Raw genomic sequence first — 18,584 nt, forward strand, 5'->3', positions numbered from 1 at the left:
AGATCGCTGCCGCGGTCAGGGCTCGGCGAGCGTGCGGCGCGCCTCGATGCCGAGGTCGGGATGGTCGAGGAACACGCCGTCGACGCCCGTGCGCATGATGCGCGTGAACTCGCCGAGCCAGTCGCCCCAGGCGCCGCGGGCGGTGCCGCGCCGGTACGGGTGCGCGAGGAAGCGGTTCTCGGGGCGGAGCGTCCACGTGTAGACGGCGAGTCCTGCGGCGTGGGCGGCGTCGACGAGTTCGGAGCCGCGCAGTGGCGCGCCGGGCCGAGCGCGCCGGGCGGCGCCCGCGACATCCGTCGACGACGCCGGACCGCCGACGAGTCGCGCCTTGCCGACGCTCACCCCGTCGACCGTGCCCGCGAGGCCGAGCAGCCCAGCCTCCGTGACGAAGGAGTCGTACGTGCGCGCAGCCGAGCCGTCGGCCGTCACGAGGTCCCATGGGGCGCCGCGGTCCTCGACGAGCAGCACGCGCGTGCCGCGGATGCCCGCGTCGCGCAGCCGGTCGAGCAGCGTCGGCTCGAACGCCTCCGAGATGAGCCGGTCGTCACCCCTCCCCCACGCGGCCGCGGCGAGCTCAGCGGCGAACAGCTCGTCGATCGGAAGTCCGAGCGCCGCGAAGTGCGTGGTGTGCTTGAACTCGGCGACGAGACGGATGACGCGGCCGTGCTCGTCGGTCGCGGCATCGAGCAACTCGAGCAGGTCGCGGAAGCGGATGACGGGATACCGGCCGTCGAACGTGGCGCCGTGCTGGCGGATGCCGCCGAGCCGCTCGGTCGCGCGCAGCGTCGACAGCTCCGCCCACGTGAAGTCCTCGGTGAACCAACCGGTGAGCTCTCGGCCGTCGATCTCGCGCGTGGTGCGGCGCGAGGCGAACTCCGCCCGGGAGGCGACATCCGTCGTGCCGGAGATCTCGTTCTCATGCCGCAGCACGAGCACGCCGTCGCGCGTGGCGACGAGGTCGGGCTCGACCGCGTCGACCCCGAGGGCGAACGCCAACCGGTAGGCCGCCTCGGTGTGCTCGGGCCGGTACCCGGGTGCGCCGCGGTGTCCGATGACGAGCGGGCGCTCGGCGGGGCCTGGCAGCATGCCCTCAGCGTAGCCACGGCGCCACTCGGCGACCGCGGAATGTCGCGCGGATTCTCGGCGTTGACACGGAGGAACCGGGTAGATTGGGACTTCCTTCTCCACCCGACGGAAAGCCGAAAGCAGAGGAAACCACAGCAATGGCTCTCAACAACCCCGCCTTCTCACGTAACGAGGCGTTCTCCAACCAGGGGGCGGTGGCTGTCGCGCAGGACATGTCCGCCCAGCAGTTGCAGGACATCTACAACCAGCCCGCCACCCTCCCCGACCGCGAGGTCATGACGATCGAGGACACCGTCCAGAAGTCGGTCGCCGCATTCGGCCTGCTGCTCGTCGGCGCGGCAATCGGCTGGATCACCATGCCGTCCATGCCGTTCCTCTGGATCGGCGCGGGCATCGTCGGGTTCGTGCTGGCACTGGTCAACATCTTCAAGAAGGAGCCGTCGCCCGCGCTCGTGCTCGCCTACTCGGCGGTGCAGGGCGTGTTCGTTGGCGGCATCTCGGCGTTCTACGAAGTGCAGTTCCCGGGCGTGGTCGCGCCGGCCGTCGTCGCGACGCTCGTCGTGGTCGGCGTGACGCTGGCGCTCTTCGCGTCGGGCAAGATCCGCGCCTCGAAGAAGGCGACCAAGATCTTCCTGATCGCGATGGTCGGCTACCTGGTCTTCTCGCTCGTCAACTTCGGCCTGATGATCTTCGGCGTGAACGACGACCCGTGGGGTCTTCGCAGCGCCGAGATCTTCGGGATCCCGCTCGGCGTGATCCTCGGCATCTTCGTCGTGATCATGGCCGCGTACTCCCTCGTGCTCGACTTCGACTTCATCCAGCAGGGCGTGCGCAACCGCGCGCCGAAGAAGTACGCCTGGACCGGTGTCTTCGGCATCATGGTCACCGTCATCTGGCTGTACCTCGAGATCCTGCGCATGCTCGCGATCATGCAGTCGAGCGACTAGCGACGGATGCCGCGCACGTGAACGGGCCGCCCTCCGGGGCGGCCCGTTCCGCGTTCCCGGGTCAGCGCGACGCGGGTCGCGAGGCACGCGCGAGCAGCACCGCGCGTTCGCGCTCGTTCGCGGTGAGGCGCGCGGCCTCGGCGAACGCCTCGCCGGCGGCATCCGTTCGCCCGAGCCGTTCGAGCAGCTCGCCGCGCACCGCCTGCAGCGGGTGGTACCGCGCGAGCCGGCCGTCGGCCGCGAGCGCATCGACGATCGCGAGCCCCGCCTCCGGGCCGTCGGCCATCGCGACGGCCACCGCCCGATTCAGGTCGACCACCGGCGACGGCGCCACCTGCCCGAGCGCCTCGTAGAGGGCGACGATCACCGCCCAGTCGGTGTCGCCGACGGATGCCGCGACGTCGTGCTGCTCGGCGATCGCCGCCTGCAGCGCGTACGGGCCGCGTCCGCGCCCGAGCGCATCGGCCCGCGCAAGGGAAGCGCGCCCCCGCGTGATCGCCGACCGGTCCCACCGTCTCCGGTCCTGGTCGGCGAGCAGCACGGGATCCCCGGCGGTGTCGACCCGCGCCGGGAATCGCGCCGCCGTGAGTTCCATCAACGCGACGAGCCCGTGCACTTCCGGCTCCCGCGGCACGAGCCCGGCGAGCACGCGCGCGAGCCGGAGCGCCTCGCGGCTCAGCTCGGGCCGCATGAGGTCCGAGCCCGCCGACGCCGAGTGCCCCTCGTTGAAGATCAGGTAGAGCACGCCGAGCACCGTGCCGAGCCGCTCGGGGAACTCCGACCGCGGCGGCACCTCGAACGGCACGTTCGCCTCGCCGAGCGCCTTCTTTGCACGCACGATCCGCTGTTGCACGGTCGACACCGGCACGAGGAACGCCCGAGCGATCTCCTCGGTCGACAGGCCCGCGACGACACGCAGGGTGAGCGCGACGCGCGCCTCGCGCGAGAGCACCGGATGGCACGACACGAACACGAGCCGGAGCACGTCGTCGTCGATGGCGTCGGGGTCGTACGGCAGCCCGCCCGTGGCATCCGTCGCCTCGGCCTGCTCGCGTTCGAGGTCGTGCGCGATCGCGGAGAGCCGCTCGTCGTACCGCTCGCGGCGACGCCATCCGTCGATGGCGCGGCGCTTGGCGACGGCGGTGAGCCACGCGCCCGGGTTCGACGGGATGCCGGACGCCGGCCACTGCGCGAGCGCCTCGGCGAGCGCGTCCTGCGCGAGGTCCTCGGCGAGCGCGAAGTCGCCGACCATGCGCGTGAGCGTCGCGACGATGCGCGCCGACTCGATGCGCCACACGGCGGCGACGGCCCGCCGGGCGGACGCGGGGTCCGCCCGGCGCGCCGTCGCGGCATCCGTCTCGTCGGTCACGTCGCGCACGTCGTCGCGCTGCGCCTCAGGCCTTCGCGGCCCGCTGCGCCTGCTCCTCGCGCCAGCCGGCCTCCTTCTGGATCCACTCGTTGTCCTGCGGGAAGTCCTCGATCTCGGTGACGCGACGCACCTCGAGCTTCGAGCCGGGACCGAGCGGGCAGCGCTTGGCCCACTCGGCGGCCTCCTCCTTCGAGGCGACCTCGAGGATCCAGAAGCCGTTGAACAGCTCCTTGGTCTCGCCGTAGGGCCCGTCGGTGACGAGCGGCGGCTCGGCCGAGAAGTCGACGACGAAGCCCTCGCTCGCGTCGGAGAGCCCCTCGCCGGCGAGCAGCACGCCGGCCTTCATGAGCTCCTCGTTGTACTTGCCCATCGCCTCGATGACCTGTTCGAACGGGATGTCCTGGTATGCCTGCACGGCCTCGTCGGTGGCCCGCATGATCAGCATGTACTTCGCCATGGTGGTTCGCTCCTCGCGTGTCCGGGTCGCTGTTTCGACCCTCTCACTCATGACGTCGAACGGGAAGTGGCCCGATCGACACGCGCGCCGATATTCCTCGGCGATGGTTCGCGGCCCTCCTCGACGCGAGCGGGGCACGAGTCTCGGCGACTCGGTACGCGACCTGATCGAGTCGGGCCGGCTGGGCGAAGGCGGCGGGATCGTGCCGGTCACCTGGGAGTACGAGGTCGCGAACGTCCTGGCGCTCGCCGAGCGCCGCGGGCGCCTCACCGAGGCGGAGTCTGCCCGGCGATCGACGCTGCTCCGCGCGCTCCCGATCCACGTCGTGCGCGACCTCGACCCGGGAGCACTGCTCGACACCGCGCGGCGGCACGTGCTGAGCGCGTACGACGCCGCCTACCTGCTCGTCGCCGAGCGGGAGGGGCTCCCCCTCGCGACGAGGGATTCCGCACTCTCGAGCGCGGCGAACGCCGCCGGGATCGCGACGCTGCCGGCGTGATTCCGCCCGGCGCCGCGCCGCTCAGATCCCGAGTGACGCGATCGACGACCGCAGCGCGTCGGCCGAGTCGTGCAGCTTGCGGCGCTCCTCGTCGGAGAACGGCGTCTCGCCGAGCGGGATCACGCCCGACGAGTTCACGATGCTCGGCACCGACAGCGCGACGCCGTCGACGCCGTGCACGCCGCCGAGCACCGCGCTCACGGGCAGCACGGCCGACTCGTCGCGGAGCAGCGACTCGACGATGCGCGCTCCCGACAGCCCGATGGCGTGGTTGGTCGCGCCCTTGCCGTGGATGATGCGGTACGCGGCGTCGCGCACGTCTGCGGCGATCTGCTCGAGCTCGTCGGCGCGGAAACCCTGCCCGTGCGACCAGTCGAGGATCGGGACGGTGCCGACGGTCGCGCTCGACCACAGCGCGAACTCGGTGTCGCCGTGCTCGCCGACGATGTGCGCGTGCACGCTCGACGTGGCGACGCCCGCGCGCTTCGCGAGCAGCCAGCGCAGCCGCGCGGTGTCGAGCACGGTGCCCGACGAGAAGACCCGGTTCGACGGCAGGCCCGAGATCTTCTGGGCGGCGACGGTGAGCACGTCGCAGGGGTTGGTCACGAGCATGTAGATCGCGTCGGGCGCGCGCTCGAGCAGCTTCGGCAGCAGGTCCTCGAGGATCCGCACGTTGGTGCCCGCGAGGTCGAGCCGGCTCTGCCCCGGCTCCTGCTTCGCCCCGGCCGTGATGACCACGACGTGCGACCCCTCGACCACCGCGAGGTCGTCGCCGCCCTCGATCGTGCTCGACCCCACGAACGGCGTGCCGTGCGCGAGGTCGAGCACCTCGGCGTCGACCTTCGCCGTGTTCACGTCGTACAGCGCCACGTGCCGCGCCGAACCGCGGATGAGCGCCGCATACGCGAGGCTCGCGCCCACGCTCCCGGCTCCGACGACGGTCAGCTTCGCGTTCTCGACCACACCCATGCCGGTCAGGCTAGCGCGCTACTCCCACTCGATGGTCCCCGGCGGCTTCGACGTGACGTCGAGCACGACGCGGTTGACCTCGCGGACCTCGTTGGTGATGCGGTTCGAGATGCGCGCGAGCACGTCGTAGGGCAGGCGCGTCCAGTCGGCGGTCATCGCGTCCTCCGACGACACGGGGCGCAGCACGATGGGGTGGCCGTAGGTGCGGCCGTCGCCCTGCACGCCGACCGAGCGCACGTCGGCGAGGAGAACGACGGGGCACTGCCAGATGTCGTCGTCGAGGCCCGCTGCGGTGAGCTCGGCCCGCGCGATGGCATCCGCTTCACGCAGCACCTCGAGCCGGTCGCGCGTGACCTCGCCGACGATGCGGATGCCGAGACCGGGACCCGGGAAGGGCTGGCGGCCGACGATCGCCTCGGGCAGGCCCAGCTCCCGGCCGATCGCGCGCACCTCGTCCTTGAAGAGGGTGCGCAGCGGCTCGACGAGCTCGAACTGCAGGTCCTCCGGCAGGCCGCCGACGTTGTGGTGGCTCTTGATGTTGGCGGTGCCGCTGCCGCCGCCCGACTCGACGACGTCGGGATACAGGGTGCCCTGCACGAGGAACCGGATGGGCTCGCCGTCCGCGTCGGCCTCGGCGATCAGGTCGCGCTCGGCCTGCTCGAACGCGCGGATGAACTCGCGCCCGATGATCTTGCGCTTCTCCTCCGGGTCGGTGACCCCGGCGAGCGCGGTGAGGAACGTGTCGGCTGCGTCGACCGTGACGAGACGGATGCCGGTGGCGGCGACGTAGTCGACCTCGACCTGCTTGCGCTCGTCCTTGCGGAGGAGCCCGTGGTCGACGAAGACGCAGACGAGCTGGTCACCCACGGCCTCGTGCACGATCGCCGCGGCGACGGCGGAGTCGACGCCCCCGGAGAGCCCGGCGATCACCCGGCCGGAGCCGACCTGGGCGCGGATGCGCGCGACCTGCTCGGCGATCACGTTGCCCGAGTTCCAGTCGGCGGCGATGCCCGCGGCGCGGTGCAGGAAGTTCTCGATGACGGCCTGCCCGTACGGCGAGTGCTTCACCTCGGGGTGCCACTGCACGCCGTAGAAGCCCTGCTCGTCGTGCGCGAAAGCCGCGACCGGGGTGTCGGCCGTCGAGGCGAGCACCTCGAACCCATCGGGTGCCACGGCGACCGAGTCGCCGTGGCTCATCCACACGGTCTGATGTTCGGGCTGTCCGCCGAGGAGCGCGTTGCCGTCGTCGGTCCGGACGGTCGCCGCGGTGGCACCGTACTCGCGCCGGCCGGTGTGGGCGACCTCACCACCGAGCTGCTGCGCCATGACCTGGAAGCCGTAGCAGATGCCGAGCGTCGGCACCCCCAGCTGGAGGACGCCCGGGTCGAGCTGCGGCGCGCCCTCCTCGTACACCGACGACGGCCCGCCCGAGAGGACGATGCCGATCGGGTCCATCCGGCGCACCTCGTCGGCCGTGATCGTGTGCGGCACGATCTCCGAGTACACGGATGCCTCGCGCACGCGCCGCGCGATCAGCTGCGCGTACTGCGCGCCGAAGTCCACGACGAGGACGGGTCGCTGCTGGGTCTCGCTCACTGGGCGGCCTCCACGGGCTCTGAGTCGGAGTCGGTCGTCGGGCGCGCGGCTGCGGCATCCGCTTCGCGCTTCGCGAGGTACGCGCGGACCTCGCGCCCGATGCGGGCCTCGAGGAAGAACGAGAGGAACGGGACGATGCCGCCCGAGGCGAGGAGCAAGAGTTTCCAGAACGGCCAGCGCATGAGGCTCCACAGCCGGAAGTTGCTGAACAGGTACACGACGTAGAACCAGCCGTGCGCGATCAGGATGCCGGTCGAGAGGTTCACGCCGACGCCGGTGGACTCGAGGCCCTCGGGCGTCTCGACGACAGGCTCCAGGCTCAGCAGCCCGTTCGGCCCGAACGCGTACAGTTCGAGGTTCCAGACGTACTTGAGGAGCATCTCCGCGGTGAGCAGCAGCAGCATGACGCCCGTGATGTTCGAGGCGATCATGTAGAACTTCAGCGCCCCGCGGATGCGCGGGAAATCAGCCGGTTTGGGCTCGAGGGGCATGCCGTCCAGTCTACGGGCCGGCCGGCTGGGCGATGCCCGAGTCGTCGCCCGGTGCGAGCCCCGCGATCATGCGGGCGAGCGTCGCCACGGCGTCGTCGATGCCGCGCTGCGGGTCGGCGGCGGACGCGTTCGCGATGGCGACCTCGTTGAGCGCTCCGGAGATCATCGTCGTGACCGTTCCCAGCGAACGGGGCGCGACGATGCCCGCGTCGGCGAGCTCGGCCACGCCGGCGTCGAGCAGCCGGGCGCTGGACTCGAGGTCGCCGTCGCGCCAGTCGCCCCAGCCGAGCACCGCGGGTCCGTCGACGAGGAGGATCCGGCGCACCTCGGGGGCGAGGCTGGCCTCGAGGAAGGCGCGGCACCCGGCGAGGAACGCGTCGAGCGGCGGCGCGTCGGCATTCGCGGCGCGTTCGACGGCGTCGGCGACGGCGAACTGCGCGCGTTCGACCACCGCGGCGAAGAGTCCCTGCTTGCTGCCGAAGTGGTGGTAGAGCGCGCCGCGCGTGAGTCCGGCCTCGGCGACGAGGTCCTCGAGCGCAACGCCGGCGTATCCGGACTCGGCGAAGCGACGGGTGGCGATGCGGACGATCTCGTCACGCGTGCGTTCGCGCTGCTCGGCCTTCGACGGCATCGCGCCTCCTCTTCAACCACTTGACATACACACTGTATGTCAGTCATGCTCGCAACACATACACACTGTATGTATTTCGAGAACGGAGGATCACCATGCTGCGAACGAGCTACCCCGTGCTGTGCTCGGACGACGTGACGGCGAGCGCACGGTTCTATCGCGAGCACTTCGGCTTCGAGCCCACGTTCGAGTCCGACTGGTACGTGAGCCTGCGCCACCCCGACGCCGGCTCCGAGCTCGCGATCCTCGATCCGGGACACGAGTCGGTGCCGGACGGGTACGGTACCCCTGCGCGCGGCGTGCTCGTCAACCTGGAGCTCGACGACGTCGACGCGGCCGCCGAGCGCCTCGAGACGGCCGGAGTCCACGTCGTGCAGCCGCTGCGCAGCGAGCCGTTCGGGCAGCGCCACGTGATCGTGCGCGACCCCGGCGGCGTCCTCGTCGACGTCATCACCGAGATCGAGCCCAGCCCCGAGTTCCTCGCCGCGTTCGGCCGCGAGGCCTGAGGCCTGAGGCGACGCGTCGCCGCCCGTCGCGTCAGGCGCCGACCAGCTCCCGCGGCACCACGAACACATCGACGAGCGCGCCGCCGCGCCACAGCGTCATCTCGACCTCGCGGTCGATCGCGTCCTCGACCATGAGTCGCTGGATCGACGTCGCCGTGACGATCCCGGTCCCGTCGAGGCTCACCGCGATGTCGCCCGGGCGGATCCCGGCAGCCTCGGCCGGACTCCCGCTCACCACGGCGGTCACCTGGAGTCCGGTCGGCGAGCCGACCCGTTCCGCGACCGCGGGCGCGAGTCGCACCTGCGCACCGGCGATGCCGAGCCACGCACGGCGCACCCGCCCGCGGGCCACCAGGGCGTCGATGATCGCGCGCGTCGCCGGGTTGATCGGGACCGCGAGACCGAGGCCGATGCCCGCGACCGCCGTGCTCACGCCCACCATCCGGCCCCGCCCGTCGGCGAGCGCGCCCCCGCTGTTGCCGGGGTTCAGCGCGGCATCCGTCTGGATCACCTCGTCGACGACCCGGCCCGCGACGGTCGGCAACGACCTGCCGAGGCTCGACACGATGCCCGCCGTGACGCTGCCGGCCAGCCCGAGCGGCGTTCCCAGTGCGACGACCAGCTGCCCGACCCGCAGCTCGCGCGCGTCGCCGAACGGCACCGGAGCGGGCACGGGCCCGCGGGCCCGCAACACTGCGAGGTCCGAGAGTGCGTCTCGGCCGATGACGTCGGCGATCACGGCCGTTCCGTCGCTGAACGCCGCCTCGGCCCGGTCGGCGCCCGCGACCACATGGGCGCTCGTGAGAAGGACGCCGCCGGCCGAGACCACGCTCGCGCTGCCCGTTCCCTGACCGCGCCGCGATCGCACGGCCAGGCTCGCCATGCTCGGGAGCAGGTCGTGCGCGACGCGCGTGACGACGCGCGAGTACGCGTCGAGCGGATCCTCTGCGCGGTCACGGTCGCGGGATCCGCCGACGCCCTCGGGCTCCGGGTTGCGGTCGTCATCGCTCACACCGGCATCCTCACCCCGTCGACGGATGCCGCGGCCGGAGTTCGCCGCAGGCGGAACGCGGCTCAGGCGCGCGTCGCGTCGTCGTCGGCCGGAGTCGAGCCGGCCGGGACTGCGGCGGCAGCCGCCTCGCGCTCGGCCTCCTCGGCCTCCTCGCGCTCGCGTTCGACCGCGTCCTTCACGAGCCGGTACCAGAGGTACACCGCGAAGCCGCCGAACACGATCCACTCGATCGCGTAGAACACGTTCAGCCAGTTGAGTTCGGCCTGCTGCTCGGGCGGCGGCGACGAGATCGCCTCGAGGCCCGCGACCGGCTCACCCGCCGTCACGTAGCCGAAGTAGACGGGCCGCTCGTCGTAGTTCTCCCACACGTTGATGAGGTGCGCGACCGCGACGGTGCGCATCGTCTGCGGATCCTCGTCGTCCTCCGGCCTGATCGGGGCCTCCGCGGGCAGGAATCGGCCGACGACCTCGATCTCGTCGCCCGTCCGGGCGCCGGCGTCGACCTCGGCGAGCGCGTCGCCGGCCGCCTGCTCGTCGGGCGCCCAACCGAGCGCGACGGGGAGCCCGCCGGGCGCGGCATCCGTCACCTCGAGGTGGGCGACCACCCACCAGCCGGTCTCGCCGTCGTTGACACGGCCCTGCACGAGCACGGTGTCGCCGGCGACGAGCGTGCCGCGCACCGACACCCGCTGGCCGGTCGCGGCCTGCTCGGTGGGCGCGTCGGGTTCGACGACCTCGGCGAGCGGTCGCACCTGCTCGGTCGGGCGTTCGACGACCTCGGCCTCCTCGACGGCGCGGCTCACCTGCCACTGCGCGAGGATGGCGAAGCCCGCCGCGATCCCGAGGGCGGCGAGCAGGGCGAGCACCCACCGCGGGCGCAGCATCATCCGGAGCATGTCGTGCGCGATTCTATCGGCGGCGGATGCGCGCTCCCTGCGAGGACACCGGTTGTCGAGTCGCCGCGAAGCGACGTAACGAGACCGCCTCCACTCGGAACGCCGTCTCCCTCCGCGCCTGCGGCGCTCCTCGCCCGCGGACGCCTCAGTCGACCTGCACGATGTCGGGCGCCTCGAGGCGCGCCCGGTCGGCGGATTCGTCGTCGGGCTGCTGCTGCGACGCGATCTCGGCCTGCACGCGCTGCAGGTACCGCTCGACCTCGAGAGCCTCGCGGTCGGCGTCCCAACCGAGCACGCCGGCCATGAGCTTCGCCGCGACCGGAGCCGCCGAGACGCCGCGGTCCCATGCCTCGATCGAGATACGGGTGCGTCGCGCGAGCACGTCGTCGAGGTGCAGCGCGCCCTCGTGCGAGGCCGCGTAGACGACCTCGGCGCCGAGGTAGTCGTCGGCTCCGGGGAGCGGCTCACCGAGTTCGGGACGCTCGCGGATGAGGTCGAGCAGGTCGTCCGTCATGGTCCCGTAACGGTTCAGGAGATGCTCGATGCGCACCTTGTGCACGCCGAACGCACGCGCGATCTTCCCTCGCTTGTTCCACGCCGCCTGGTACCCCTCGGCGCCGAGCAGCGGGATGTCCTGCGTCGTCGACGGCGGCACCTTGCCGTCGAGGGCGTCGGCCGCGGCGTCGATCGCGTCCTTCGCCATGACGCGGTACGTGGTCCACTTGCCGCCCGCGACCACGACGAGGCCGGGCACGGTGTGCGCCACGATGTGCTCACGCGACAGCTTCGACGTCTCGTCGCTCTCGCCCGCGAGGAGCGGCCGGAGGCCGGCGAACACACCCTCGACGTCCTCCCGCGTGAGCGGCACGTTGAGCACCTCGTTCACGCGCTCGAGCAGGTAGTCGATGTCGGCCGCCGTCGCCGCGGGGTGGGCCTTGTCGAGGTTCCAGTCGGTGTCGGTCGTGCCGATGAGCCAGTGCCGGCCCCACGGGATCACGAACAGCACGCTCTTCTCGGTGCGCAGCAGCATGCCCATGTTCGACTGGAACCGGTCGCGCGGCACCACGAGGTGGATGCCCTTGGACGCGCGCACCTTGAACGTACCGCGCTCGCCCACCATGCGCTGGGTGTCGTCGGTCCAGACACCTGTCGCGTTCACGACCTGCTTGGCGCGGATCTCGAAGTGCTCGTCGGTCTGCAGGTCGTGCGCCTTCACGCCGACGACGCGCTCGCCGACCTTGACGAACCCCTCGACCTTGACCCGGCTGGCGACGTGCGCGCCGTAGAACGACGCGGTGCGCGCGAGCGAGGCGACGTACCGCGCGTCGTCGACCTGCGCGTCGTAGTAGGTGAGCCCGCCGATGAGGGCGCTCGGCGCGATCGACGGCGCAGCGCGCATGACCTGACGCTTCGTGAGGTGCCGGTGGTGCGGCACGCCCGGGTGGCGGCCCCCGCTGTAGCTGAAGACGTCGTAGAGCAGCATGCCCGCGCCGACGTACAGTCGCTCGATGACGCGCTGCTTCAGCGGGTACAGGAACCGCACCGGCTTCACCAGGTGCGGTGCGATGCGCTGCAGCAGCAGGCCGCGCTCGATGAGCGCCTCGCGCACGAGGCGGAAGTCGAGTTGCTCCAGATAGCGGATGCCGCCGTGGACGAGCTTCGACGATCGGCTCGACGTGCCCGACGCCCAGTCGCGCGCCTCGAGCAGCCCCGTCGAGAGCCCGCGCGTCACCGCGTCGAGTGCCGCACCGGTGCCGACGATGCCGCCGCCGACGACGAGGATGTCGAGTTCCTTCTCCTTGAGCCGGGCGATCGCCGCCTCGCGCTCATCGGGTCCGAGCCTGTTCGAACGCGTCACCGTCTTCAGTATCGCCATCGTCGCTCCCCATCCCGGGCGGACCGCGGCGATGCCGCCCGTCGCTCCCCACGCTACCCGAGGCGGGCGCGCGGGCACCATGGAATCCGCTGGGGGTGGACCGGGCTCAGACCGGCTGGTACGGCGCGACGACGATCTCGACGCGCTGGAACTCCTTCAGGTCGGAGTATCCCGTGGTCGCCATGGACTTGCGCAGCGCGCCGATGAGGTTCGCCTTGCCGTCGGCGCCGGGCGCCGGTCCGTACAGGATCTCCTCGAGCGGGGCGACCTGGCCTACCTGAACGCGCTCGCCGCGCGGCAGCTTCGCATGGTGCGCTTCCGGACCCCAGTGCCATCCGCCGCCCGGCGCGTCGGTCGCGCGCGCGAGCGCCGAGCCGAGCATGACCGCGTCGGCGCCGCACGCGACCGCCTTGACGATGTCGCCCGCCGTGCCGACGCCGCCGTCGGCGATCACGTGCACGTACCGGCCGCCGGACTCGTCGAGGTAGTCGCGACGCGCGCCCGCGACATCCGCCACCGCCGTGGCCATGGGTGCGTGGATGCCGAGCGCCTTTCGAGTCGTCGACGCGGCGCCCCCTCCGAAGCCCACGAGCACGCCGGCCGCGCCCGTGCGCATGAGGTGCAGTGCCGCAGTGTAGGTGGCCGCGCCGCCGACGATGACGGGCACGTCGAGCTCGTAGATGAACTTCTTGAGGTTCAGCGGCTCCTGGTTCTTCGAGACGTGCTCTGCGGAGACGGTGGTGCCGCGGATGACGAAGAGGTCGACGCCGGCCGCGACGACGGTCTCGTACAGCTCCTGCGTGCGCTGCGGCGAGAGTGCGCCCGCGACGGTCACGCCGGCGGCGCGGATCTCGGCGAGCCGCTCGGTGACGAGCTCGGGCTTGATCGGCTCGGAGTAGAGCTGCTGCATACGCGCGGTCGCGCGGTCGGCGGCCAGGTTGCGGATCTCGGCGAGCACGGGCTCCGGATCCTCGTACCGGGTCCAGAGGCCCTCGAGGTCGAGCACGCCGAGCCCGCCGAGCTGGCCCATCATGATCGCCGTATGCGGCGAGACGACCGAGTCCATGGGCGCGGCGAGGAACGGGATGTCGAACTGGTACGCGTCGATGCCCCACGACACCGACACGTCCTCCGGGTCGCGCGTGCGGCGGCTCGGCACGATGGCGATGTCGTCGAACGCGTAGACGCGACGGCCCCGCTTGGAGCGGCCGATCTCGATCTCCTGGGTCACCCGTCAACCCTACCGAGCACGCGCGACGCGCGCCTCGCCGGAGTGGGCGAACCGGCATCCGCGGGCGAAGCGGATGCCACTACCGCCGCAGCGGCGTTGTGTGGTTCGATCATGGCACCCACGTTCGACGCCACTCCACGACGCGGGCCCCCCTTCGACCCGAACGCCCTGGAGACCCGATTGCCCGGCAGCGCCCCCCGCCGCTCCCCTGCCCGAACCCTCGTCCGCACCGTGCTCGCCGCGCTGCTCGCCGCCGTGCTCGGCGCCTCGGGCATCCAAGCCGCTGTCGGGCAGGTCACCGCCGGCGCGGAGATCACGGGCGTCATCACCGACCCGGAAGGCCGTCCGGCCCCGGGTGTGCAGGTGCGAATGGCGTGGTTGGACGACGCCATCCATGACACGAAGTACGCCACGTCGGACAGCGCCGGATCGTACCGGTTCACCGGAGTCGAAGCAGGGACCTACACGATGGAGTTCCGCCCGTCGGGCCCCTTCGCATGGGAATGGTGGGGCGGAACGGCGGACGCTTTCTCCGCCGACCGGTTCGACGTCGGCGCCGGGGCGACGGTGACGGGGATGGACGTGCGTCTGAGCCCAGAGGCCTCGATGAGCGGCGTGGTGCGCGGGGACGGCACGACGAGCGTGCTGTTCACGGAGCTCTACCTCTGGGTCGTCGGAGGCGACGGCGAACTCGCCTACCGCGGTCGGGAACTCGCCGGATCGGACGGCACGTACCGGTTCGATCATCTCCTCGCCGGGTCGTACACGTTCGCCGTCGTCCCGCGGTCGTCGACGCCCTACGCCAAGGAGTGGTGGAACGACCAGCCTCGCGAGGAATCCGCCGACCTGATCGACGTTTCGGCGGGCAACGCCGTCACAGGGCTCGACGTGCAGCTCGATCCGGGCGCATCGATCTCCGGGAAGCTGCTCAACGAGACCGGTGAGCCGATCCCGACGGAGGACGTCGGGCTCTACGAGGTCGCCGCGGACGGCGACCGGCGAGTCGCCACGGCGGTCTCGAACTCCACCGGCGCCTTCCAGTTCACCCGCGTGCCGCGCGGCGACTACGTCGTGCGGACGGCGGTGTCGGAGCAGACGTGGTACGCCGACGAGTGGTGGAACGATTCCGTCGAACGCGCGACGGCGGAGGTGATCCACGTGGGGAAGGACGAGGTCATCACCGGCATCGACCTGGCGCTCCCCTTGCAGACCTCACTGTCCGGGTATGCACGCGGGGAGGCCGGTGAACCGGTGTCCGGGGCCCGCGTCGAACTGCACTCCATGGTCGACGGGGAGCCGGTGTTCAAGCGCGTGACGGAATCGGACGCGACGGGCGCCTTCGCGTTCATGGCGATGGAGCCGGGACCCTACACCGTCCGCGTGGAGGCGCCCTTCGGCTCGCCGTACGCGGATCAGTGGTGGAACGGCCAGTTCGATGCCGCGTCCGCCGACACGATCACGCTGGCTGCCCTCGAGCAGGGGCGGATCGATGTCGAGTTCCTCGCCGGAGCCTCCATCTCGGGTCGGGTGAGCAACGAGGAGGGCGAGCCGGTCGCGGATGTGCGCGTCTCCGTCCACGTCGCGGACGGGGACGCACGCAGGTACGTCACCGAAGGCAGGACGGCCGCCGACGGGGGGTACGAGTTCGTCGGCCTCGAGGCGGGCGCCTACGCGGTCTGCTTCACCCCACCGAACGCGGCGAACCTGCTCTTCGAATGCTGGGACGACCGGCCCGACAAGTCGTCCGCGAATCTCATCGCGGTGTCGCTTGGCGATGTCGCCGCCGATCGCGACGTCACCCTCGCCCGCGGCGGCTCCATCGTCGGCGAGCTCATCGGCATCGACGGCAAGCCCCTGTTCAACGTCCTCGTGCAGTCGTATCGGCAGGACGCGACCGGGTGGTACCGACCGTCGGGCTCTGCATACAGCGACGCCGACGGACACTACTCGCTGCTCAGCCTTGTGAGCGGGTCCTACGTGCTCGAGTTCCGACCTCCGCCGCTCTCCCCGTACGTCCGCGAGTGGTGGGACGACCAGACGGACTCGTCGTATTCGACTCCGATCGACGTCGTCGCCGGCCAAGCGAAGACCGGCATCGATGCGACGCTCACCCGACTGGTCTCGCTGTCGACCCCGGCCCTCCTGGGCACCGCGACGGTCGGATCGACCCTGACCGCGTCGACGACGACCACCGATCCGGAGGCCGAGCTCGCATACGCCTGGTTCGCCGACGGCGTCGAACTCGTCGGCCAGGTCGACCCGACACTTGATCTCACCGATGACCACCTGGGTACCCGCATCAGCGTCAGGGTCACCGCGTCCATGCCCGGCTACGTCACTCAGGTCCATGAATCGTCCCAGACGGAAGTGGTCACGGCGATGCCGCAGACGGACCTGTCGATCCCGCAGGTGACGGGCACGACGACCGTCGGTTCGACGCTGAGTGCGATGGCCGTCTCCAGGACACCGGGCGCGACGCTCGCCTACCAGTGGCTCGCCGACGGCCACACGATGATCGATGAGACCGCGCCCATACTCACCCTGGGCGCCGAGGCACTCGGCCGCCGGATCTCGGTTCGCGTGACGGCGACCGCGCCGGGGTACGCGTCCCGGTCGAGCGAGTCGGCGACCACGAGTCAGGTGCTCGCCGGCGCGCTGGACGCTGCGGTCCCGACGATCGCCGGGACTCCGGTGAGCGGCGCGACGCTCACCGCGTCCGCCGGGACGTGGACCGGAGGGACGTCACTGACCTATCAGTGGTTCGCCGGTGGGAAGCCGATCGTCGGTGCAACCGGAACCACGCTCGCACTCGGCACCGCCGAGGAGGACGAGCCGATCACGGTGCAGGTGACCGGGGTCAAGTGGGGCTATACGACCGTTTCGAAGACCTCGGCGCCGACGGCGCCCGTGCTCCGGGTCGCGTCCCCGTCGATCGGCGGCGATCCGATCGTCGGCGGGACCCTGACCGTCCGGCCCGGCTCCTGGTCCTCCGGCACGACGTTCTCGTACCGATGGTTCGCGGACGGGATCACCATCCCGGGCGTCACCGGCGCCACGCTGGTCCTCAGCGGAACGCATGCGGGCAATGAGATCAGCGTGCAGCTCACCGGAGCCAAGGACGGCTACCCGCCAGTGTCGATGACCTCGGCACCGACCGCCGAGGTGCTGCCCGGTTCGACCTCGGCGATCGACGCGACGCCGAGCACCGACCCACGGCCGATCCGCCAGCTCGTGGGGCCGTGACCGACCCCGACGTCAGCGGGCGCGCGCGACGCGCGCCTCGTCGAACACCGGCTGATCCGTCTCGACCACCTCGCCGTCCGAACGGAACACCAGGAACCGGTCGAACGACCGCGTGAACCACCGGTCGTGGGTCACCGCGAGCACGGTGCCGTCGAAGCGCGACAGCGCGTCCTCGAGCGCCTCCGCCGAGACCAGGTCGAGGTTGTCGGTCGGCTCGTCGAGCAGCAGCAGGGTCGCACCGGACAGCTCCAGCAGGAGGATCTGCAGGCGCGCCTGCTGGCCGCCCGACAGCGAGTCGAACGACTGCTGCGCCGCCCCGGCCAGCCCGTAGCGGTCGAGCGCGGAACTCGCGGCCTCGCGCGCCATCCCGTCGCGGTTCGCGTCGCCGCGGTGCAGGATGTCGAGCAGCGTGCGTCCGCGCAGGCCCGGCAGCTCGTGGCCCTGTGCGAACCAGCCCGGCACGACCCGTGCGCCGAGCACCGCCGAACCCGTGTGCGGCACGCGGACGAGCGTGGCGCCGACATCCGTCACGTGGCCCTTGGCCGGATCGGGATCGGAACCGCCGCCCGCGAGCAGCCGCAGGAAGTGGGACTTGCCCGAGCCGTTCGACCCGAGCACCGCGACCCGGTCGCCGTACCAGACCTCCAGGTCGAACGGCCGCATGAGGCCCGTGAGCTCGAGCCGGTCGCACACGACCGAGCGCTTGCCGGTGCGCGAGCCGCGCAGCCGCATCGACACGGCCTGCGCGGGCGGCCGCTCCTCCGGCGGGCCCGCCTCCTCGAACTTTCGCAGGCGCGTGAGCGCGGCCTGGTACCGCGAAGCCATGCCGTCGTTGTACGTCGCCTTCACCTTGAGGTTCTGGACGAGCTGCTTCAGCTGCGCGTGCTGCTCGTCCCACCGTCGCCGCAGCTCGTCGAGCCGTGCGAAGCGCTCCTCCCGGGCCTCGTGGTAGCCCCGGAAGCTCCCGCCGTGCACCCACGCGGTGCTGCCCGCGCCGCCCGCCTCGAGCGTCACGATGCGGTCGGCCGCGCGCGCGAGCAGCTCGCGATCGTGCGAGACGAGCAGCACGGTCTTCGGCGTGGCGCGCAGCTGCTGCTCGAGCCAGCGCTTGCCGGGCACGTCGAGCGAGTTGTCGGGCTCGTCGAGCAGCAGGACCTGCTCCGGTCCGCGCAGGAGCGCCTCAAGTGCGAGTCGCTTCTGCTCGCCGCCCGACAGCGTCGACAGCTCGCGCCACTTCGCGCGCTCGAACGGCACGCCGAGCGCGGCCGCGGTGCAGTGGTCCCAGACGACCTCCTGCTCGTAGCCGCCGGCTTCGGCATACTCGGCGAGCGCCGACGCGTACCGCATCTGCGCGGCCGTGTCATCCGTCTCGATGAGGGCGTTCTCGGCCTGCTCGAGCTCGATCGCCGCGGCGCGCACTCGGGCCGGGGCGACGGAGACGAGCAGCCCGTGCACCGTACGGTCGACGCCCTCGACCACCTCGCCCCGGCCGACGAACTGGTCCATGACGCCGAGTCCGCCGTCGACCTGCACGCTGCCCTCGTCGGGCCGCAGGTCGCCGCGGACGATGCGCAGCAGCGTGGTCTTGCCCGCGCCGTTCTGCCCGATGAGCGCGGTGGTGCGCCCTTCGGTCACGCGGAAGGCGAGGTCCGACAGCAGCGGGCGGCCGTCGGGCAGCGAGAAGGAGACGCCGTTGACGTCGATGAAGCCCATGGGTGTGCGATCCGTTCGATGCGCGGCATCCGCCGCGGCGCCCGGGTGGGCAGCCGACCAGA

At 71.6% G+C, this 18,584-nt stretch carries 16 protein-coding genes; 4 read left to right on the forward strand and 12 right to left on the reverse strand.

Features of this window, described 5'->3' with window-relative positions:
• Window positions 1–15 precede the first annotated feature (15 nt).
• Window positions 16–1,086, reverse strand: a complete 1,071-nt coding sequence (locus tag ACULK4_RS13510; protein ID WP_445966102.1) for a glycerophosphodiester phosphodiesterase family protein — start codon at window positions 1,084–1,086, stop codon at window positions 16–18.
• Window positions 1,087–1,223: 137 nt separating this feature from the next.
• On the opposite strand from ACULK4_RS13510, the gene ACULK4_RS13515 reads away from it, so the two are divergent.
• Window positions 1,224–2,033: a Bax inhibitor-1/YccA family protein gene (locus tag ACULK4_RS13515; protein ID WP_445966103.1), complete on the forward strand. Its 810-nt coding sequence runs from the start codon at window positions 1,224–1,226 to the stop codon at window positions 2,031–2,033.
• Window positions 2,034–2,094: 61 nt separating this feature from the next.
• Here the strand turns inward: ACULK4_RS13515 and ACULK4_RS13520 are convergent, their stop codons facing one another.
• Together ACULK4_RS13520 and ACULK4_RS13525 are read right to left on the reverse strand one after the other, a co-directional pair.
• Window positions 2,095–3,411 carry a sigma-70 family RNA polymerase sigma factor gene (locus ACULK4_RS13520; RefSeq protein WP_501043319.1) on the reverse strand — a complete coding sequence of 439 codons (1,317 nt, stop codon included), beginning with the start codon at window positions 3,409–3,411 and terminating at the stop codon, window positions 2,095–2,097.
• Window positions 3,412–3,427: 16 nt separating this feature from the next.
• Window positions 3,428–3,859, reverse strand: a complete 432-nt coding sequence (locus ACULK4_RS13525; RefSeq protein ID WP_445966104.1) for a YciI family protein — start codon at window positions 3,857–3,859, stop codon at window positions 3,428–3,430.
• Window positions 3,860–3,962: 103 nt separating this feature from the next.
• On the opposite strand from ACULK4_RS13525, the gene ACULK4_RS13530 reads away from it, so the two are divergent.
• Window positions 3,963–4,358, forward strand: coding sequence for a type II toxin-antitoxin system VapC family toxin (locus ACULK4_RS13530; RefSeq protein WP_445966105.1), 396 nt, complete (start codon window positions 3,963–3,965; stop codon window positions 4,356–4,358).
• Between the two features lie 21 nt (window positions 4,359–4,379).
• On the opposite strand, the gene ACULK4_RS13535 is transcribed toward ACULK4_RS13530, so the two are convergent.
• From ACULK4_RS13535 to ACULK4_RS13550, 4 genes are read right to left on the reverse strand one after another with little or no spacing between them, the layout of a single operon-like run.
• Complete coding sequence (locus ACULK4_RS13535) at window positions 4,380–5,327, reverse strand: L-lactate dehydrogenase (protein ID WP_445966106.1); 948 nt, start codon at window positions 5,325–5,327, stop codon at window positions 4,380–4,382.
• An 18-nt stretch (window positions 5,328–5,345) separates the two neighbouring features.
• The gene (guaA, locus tag ACULK4_RS13540; protein ID WP_445966107.1) at window positions 5,346–6,923 is read right to left on the reverse strand and encodes a glutamine-hydrolyzing GMP synthase; all 1,578 of its coding nucleotides are present in this window, start codon (window positions 6,921–6,923) and stop codon (window positions 5,346–5,348) included.
• The gene (locus tag ACULK4_RS13545) at window positions 6,920–7,414 is read right to left on the reverse strand and encodes a DUF3817 domain-containing protein (protein ID WP_445966108.1); all 495 of its coding nucleotides are present in this window, start codon (window positions 7,412–7,414) and stop codon (window positions 6,920–6,922) included. Before ACULK4_RS13545 ends, guaA begins: the two co-directional genes overlap by 4 nt.
• Before the next feature lie 10 nt (window positions 7,415–7,424).
• Window positions 7,425–8,045, reverse strand: coding sequence for a TetR/AcrR family transcriptional regulator (locus ACULK4_RS13550; protein WP_445966109.1), 621 nt, complete (start codon window positions 8,043–8,045; stop codon window positions 7,425–7,427).
• 95 nt (window positions 8,046–8,140) lie between these two features.
• Here ACULK4_RS13550 and ACULK4_RS13555 point away from each other — a divergent pair, with 95 nt between their 5' ends.
• Window positions 8,141–8,551: a VOC family protein gene (locus tag ACULK4_RS13555; RefSeq protein ID WP_445966110.1), complete on the forward strand. Its 411-nt coding sequence runs from the start codon at window positions 8,141–8,143 to the stop codon at window positions 8,549–8,551.
• Between the two features lie 31 nt (window positions 8,552–8,582).
• On the opposite strand, the gene ACULK4_RS13560 is transcribed toward ACULK4_RS13555, so the two are convergent.
• The 4 genes from ACULK4_RS13560 to ACULK4_RS13575 all read right to left on the reverse strand — a co-directional run bounded on the left by ACULK4_RS13560 (window position 8,583) and on the right by ACULK4_RS13575 (window position 13,566).
• Window positions 8,583–9,563: a S1C family serine protease gene (locus ACULK4_RS13560; RefSeq protein ID WP_445966111.1), complete on the reverse strand. Its 981-nt coding sequence runs from the start codon at window positions 9,561–9,563 to the stop codon at window positions 8,583–8,585.
• A gap of 62 nt (window positions 9,564–9,625) precedes the next feature.
• On the reverse strand, window positions 9,626–10,459 hold the full coding sequence (locus tag ACULK4_RS13565) for an SURF1 family protein (protein WP_445966112.1): 834 nt from the start codon (window positions 10,457–10,459) through the stop codon (window positions 9,626–9,628).
• A 145-nt stretch (window positions 10,460–10,604) separates the two neighbouring features.
• Window positions 10,605–12,335: a glycerol-3-phosphate dehydrogenase/oxidase gene (locus ACULK4_RS13570; protein WP_445966113.1), complete on the reverse strand. Its 1,731-nt coding sequence runs from the start codon at window positions 12,333–12,335 to the stop codon at window positions 10,605–10,607.
• A 106-nt stretch (window positions 12,336–12,441) separates the two neighbouring features.
• Window positions 12,442–13,566 (reverse strand): GuaB3 family IMP dehydrogenase-related protein, encoded by a 1,125-nt coding sequence (locus ACULK4_RS13575; protein WP_445966114.1) that lies wholly within the window; start codon window positions 13,564–13,566, stop codon window positions 12,442–12,444.
• Window positions 13,567–13,608: 42 nt separating this feature from the next.
• Here ACULK4_RS13575 and ACULK4_RS13580 point away from each other — a divergent pair, with 42 nt between their 5' ends.
• Window positions 13,609–16,809, forward strand: coding sequence for a carboxypeptidase regulatory-like domain-containing protein (locus tag ACULK4_RS13580; RefSeq protein WP_501043320.1), 3,201 nt, complete (start codon window positions 13,609–13,611; stop codon window positions 16,807–16,809).
• Window positions 16,810–16,821: 12 nt separating this feature from the next.
• On the opposite strand, the gene ACULK4_RS13585 is transcribed toward ACULK4_RS13580, so the two are convergent.
• Window positions 16,822–18,522, reverse strand: a complete 1,701-nt coding sequence (locus tag ACULK4_RS13585) for an ABC-F family ATP-binding cassette domain-containing protein (protein ID WP_445966116.1) — start codon at window positions 18,520–18,522, stop codon at window positions 16,822–16,824.
• Between the last annotated feature and the right edge of the window lie 62 nt (window positions 18,523–18,584).

The sequence above is a fragment of the Agromyces selenitireducens genome, from assembly GCF_052748465.2.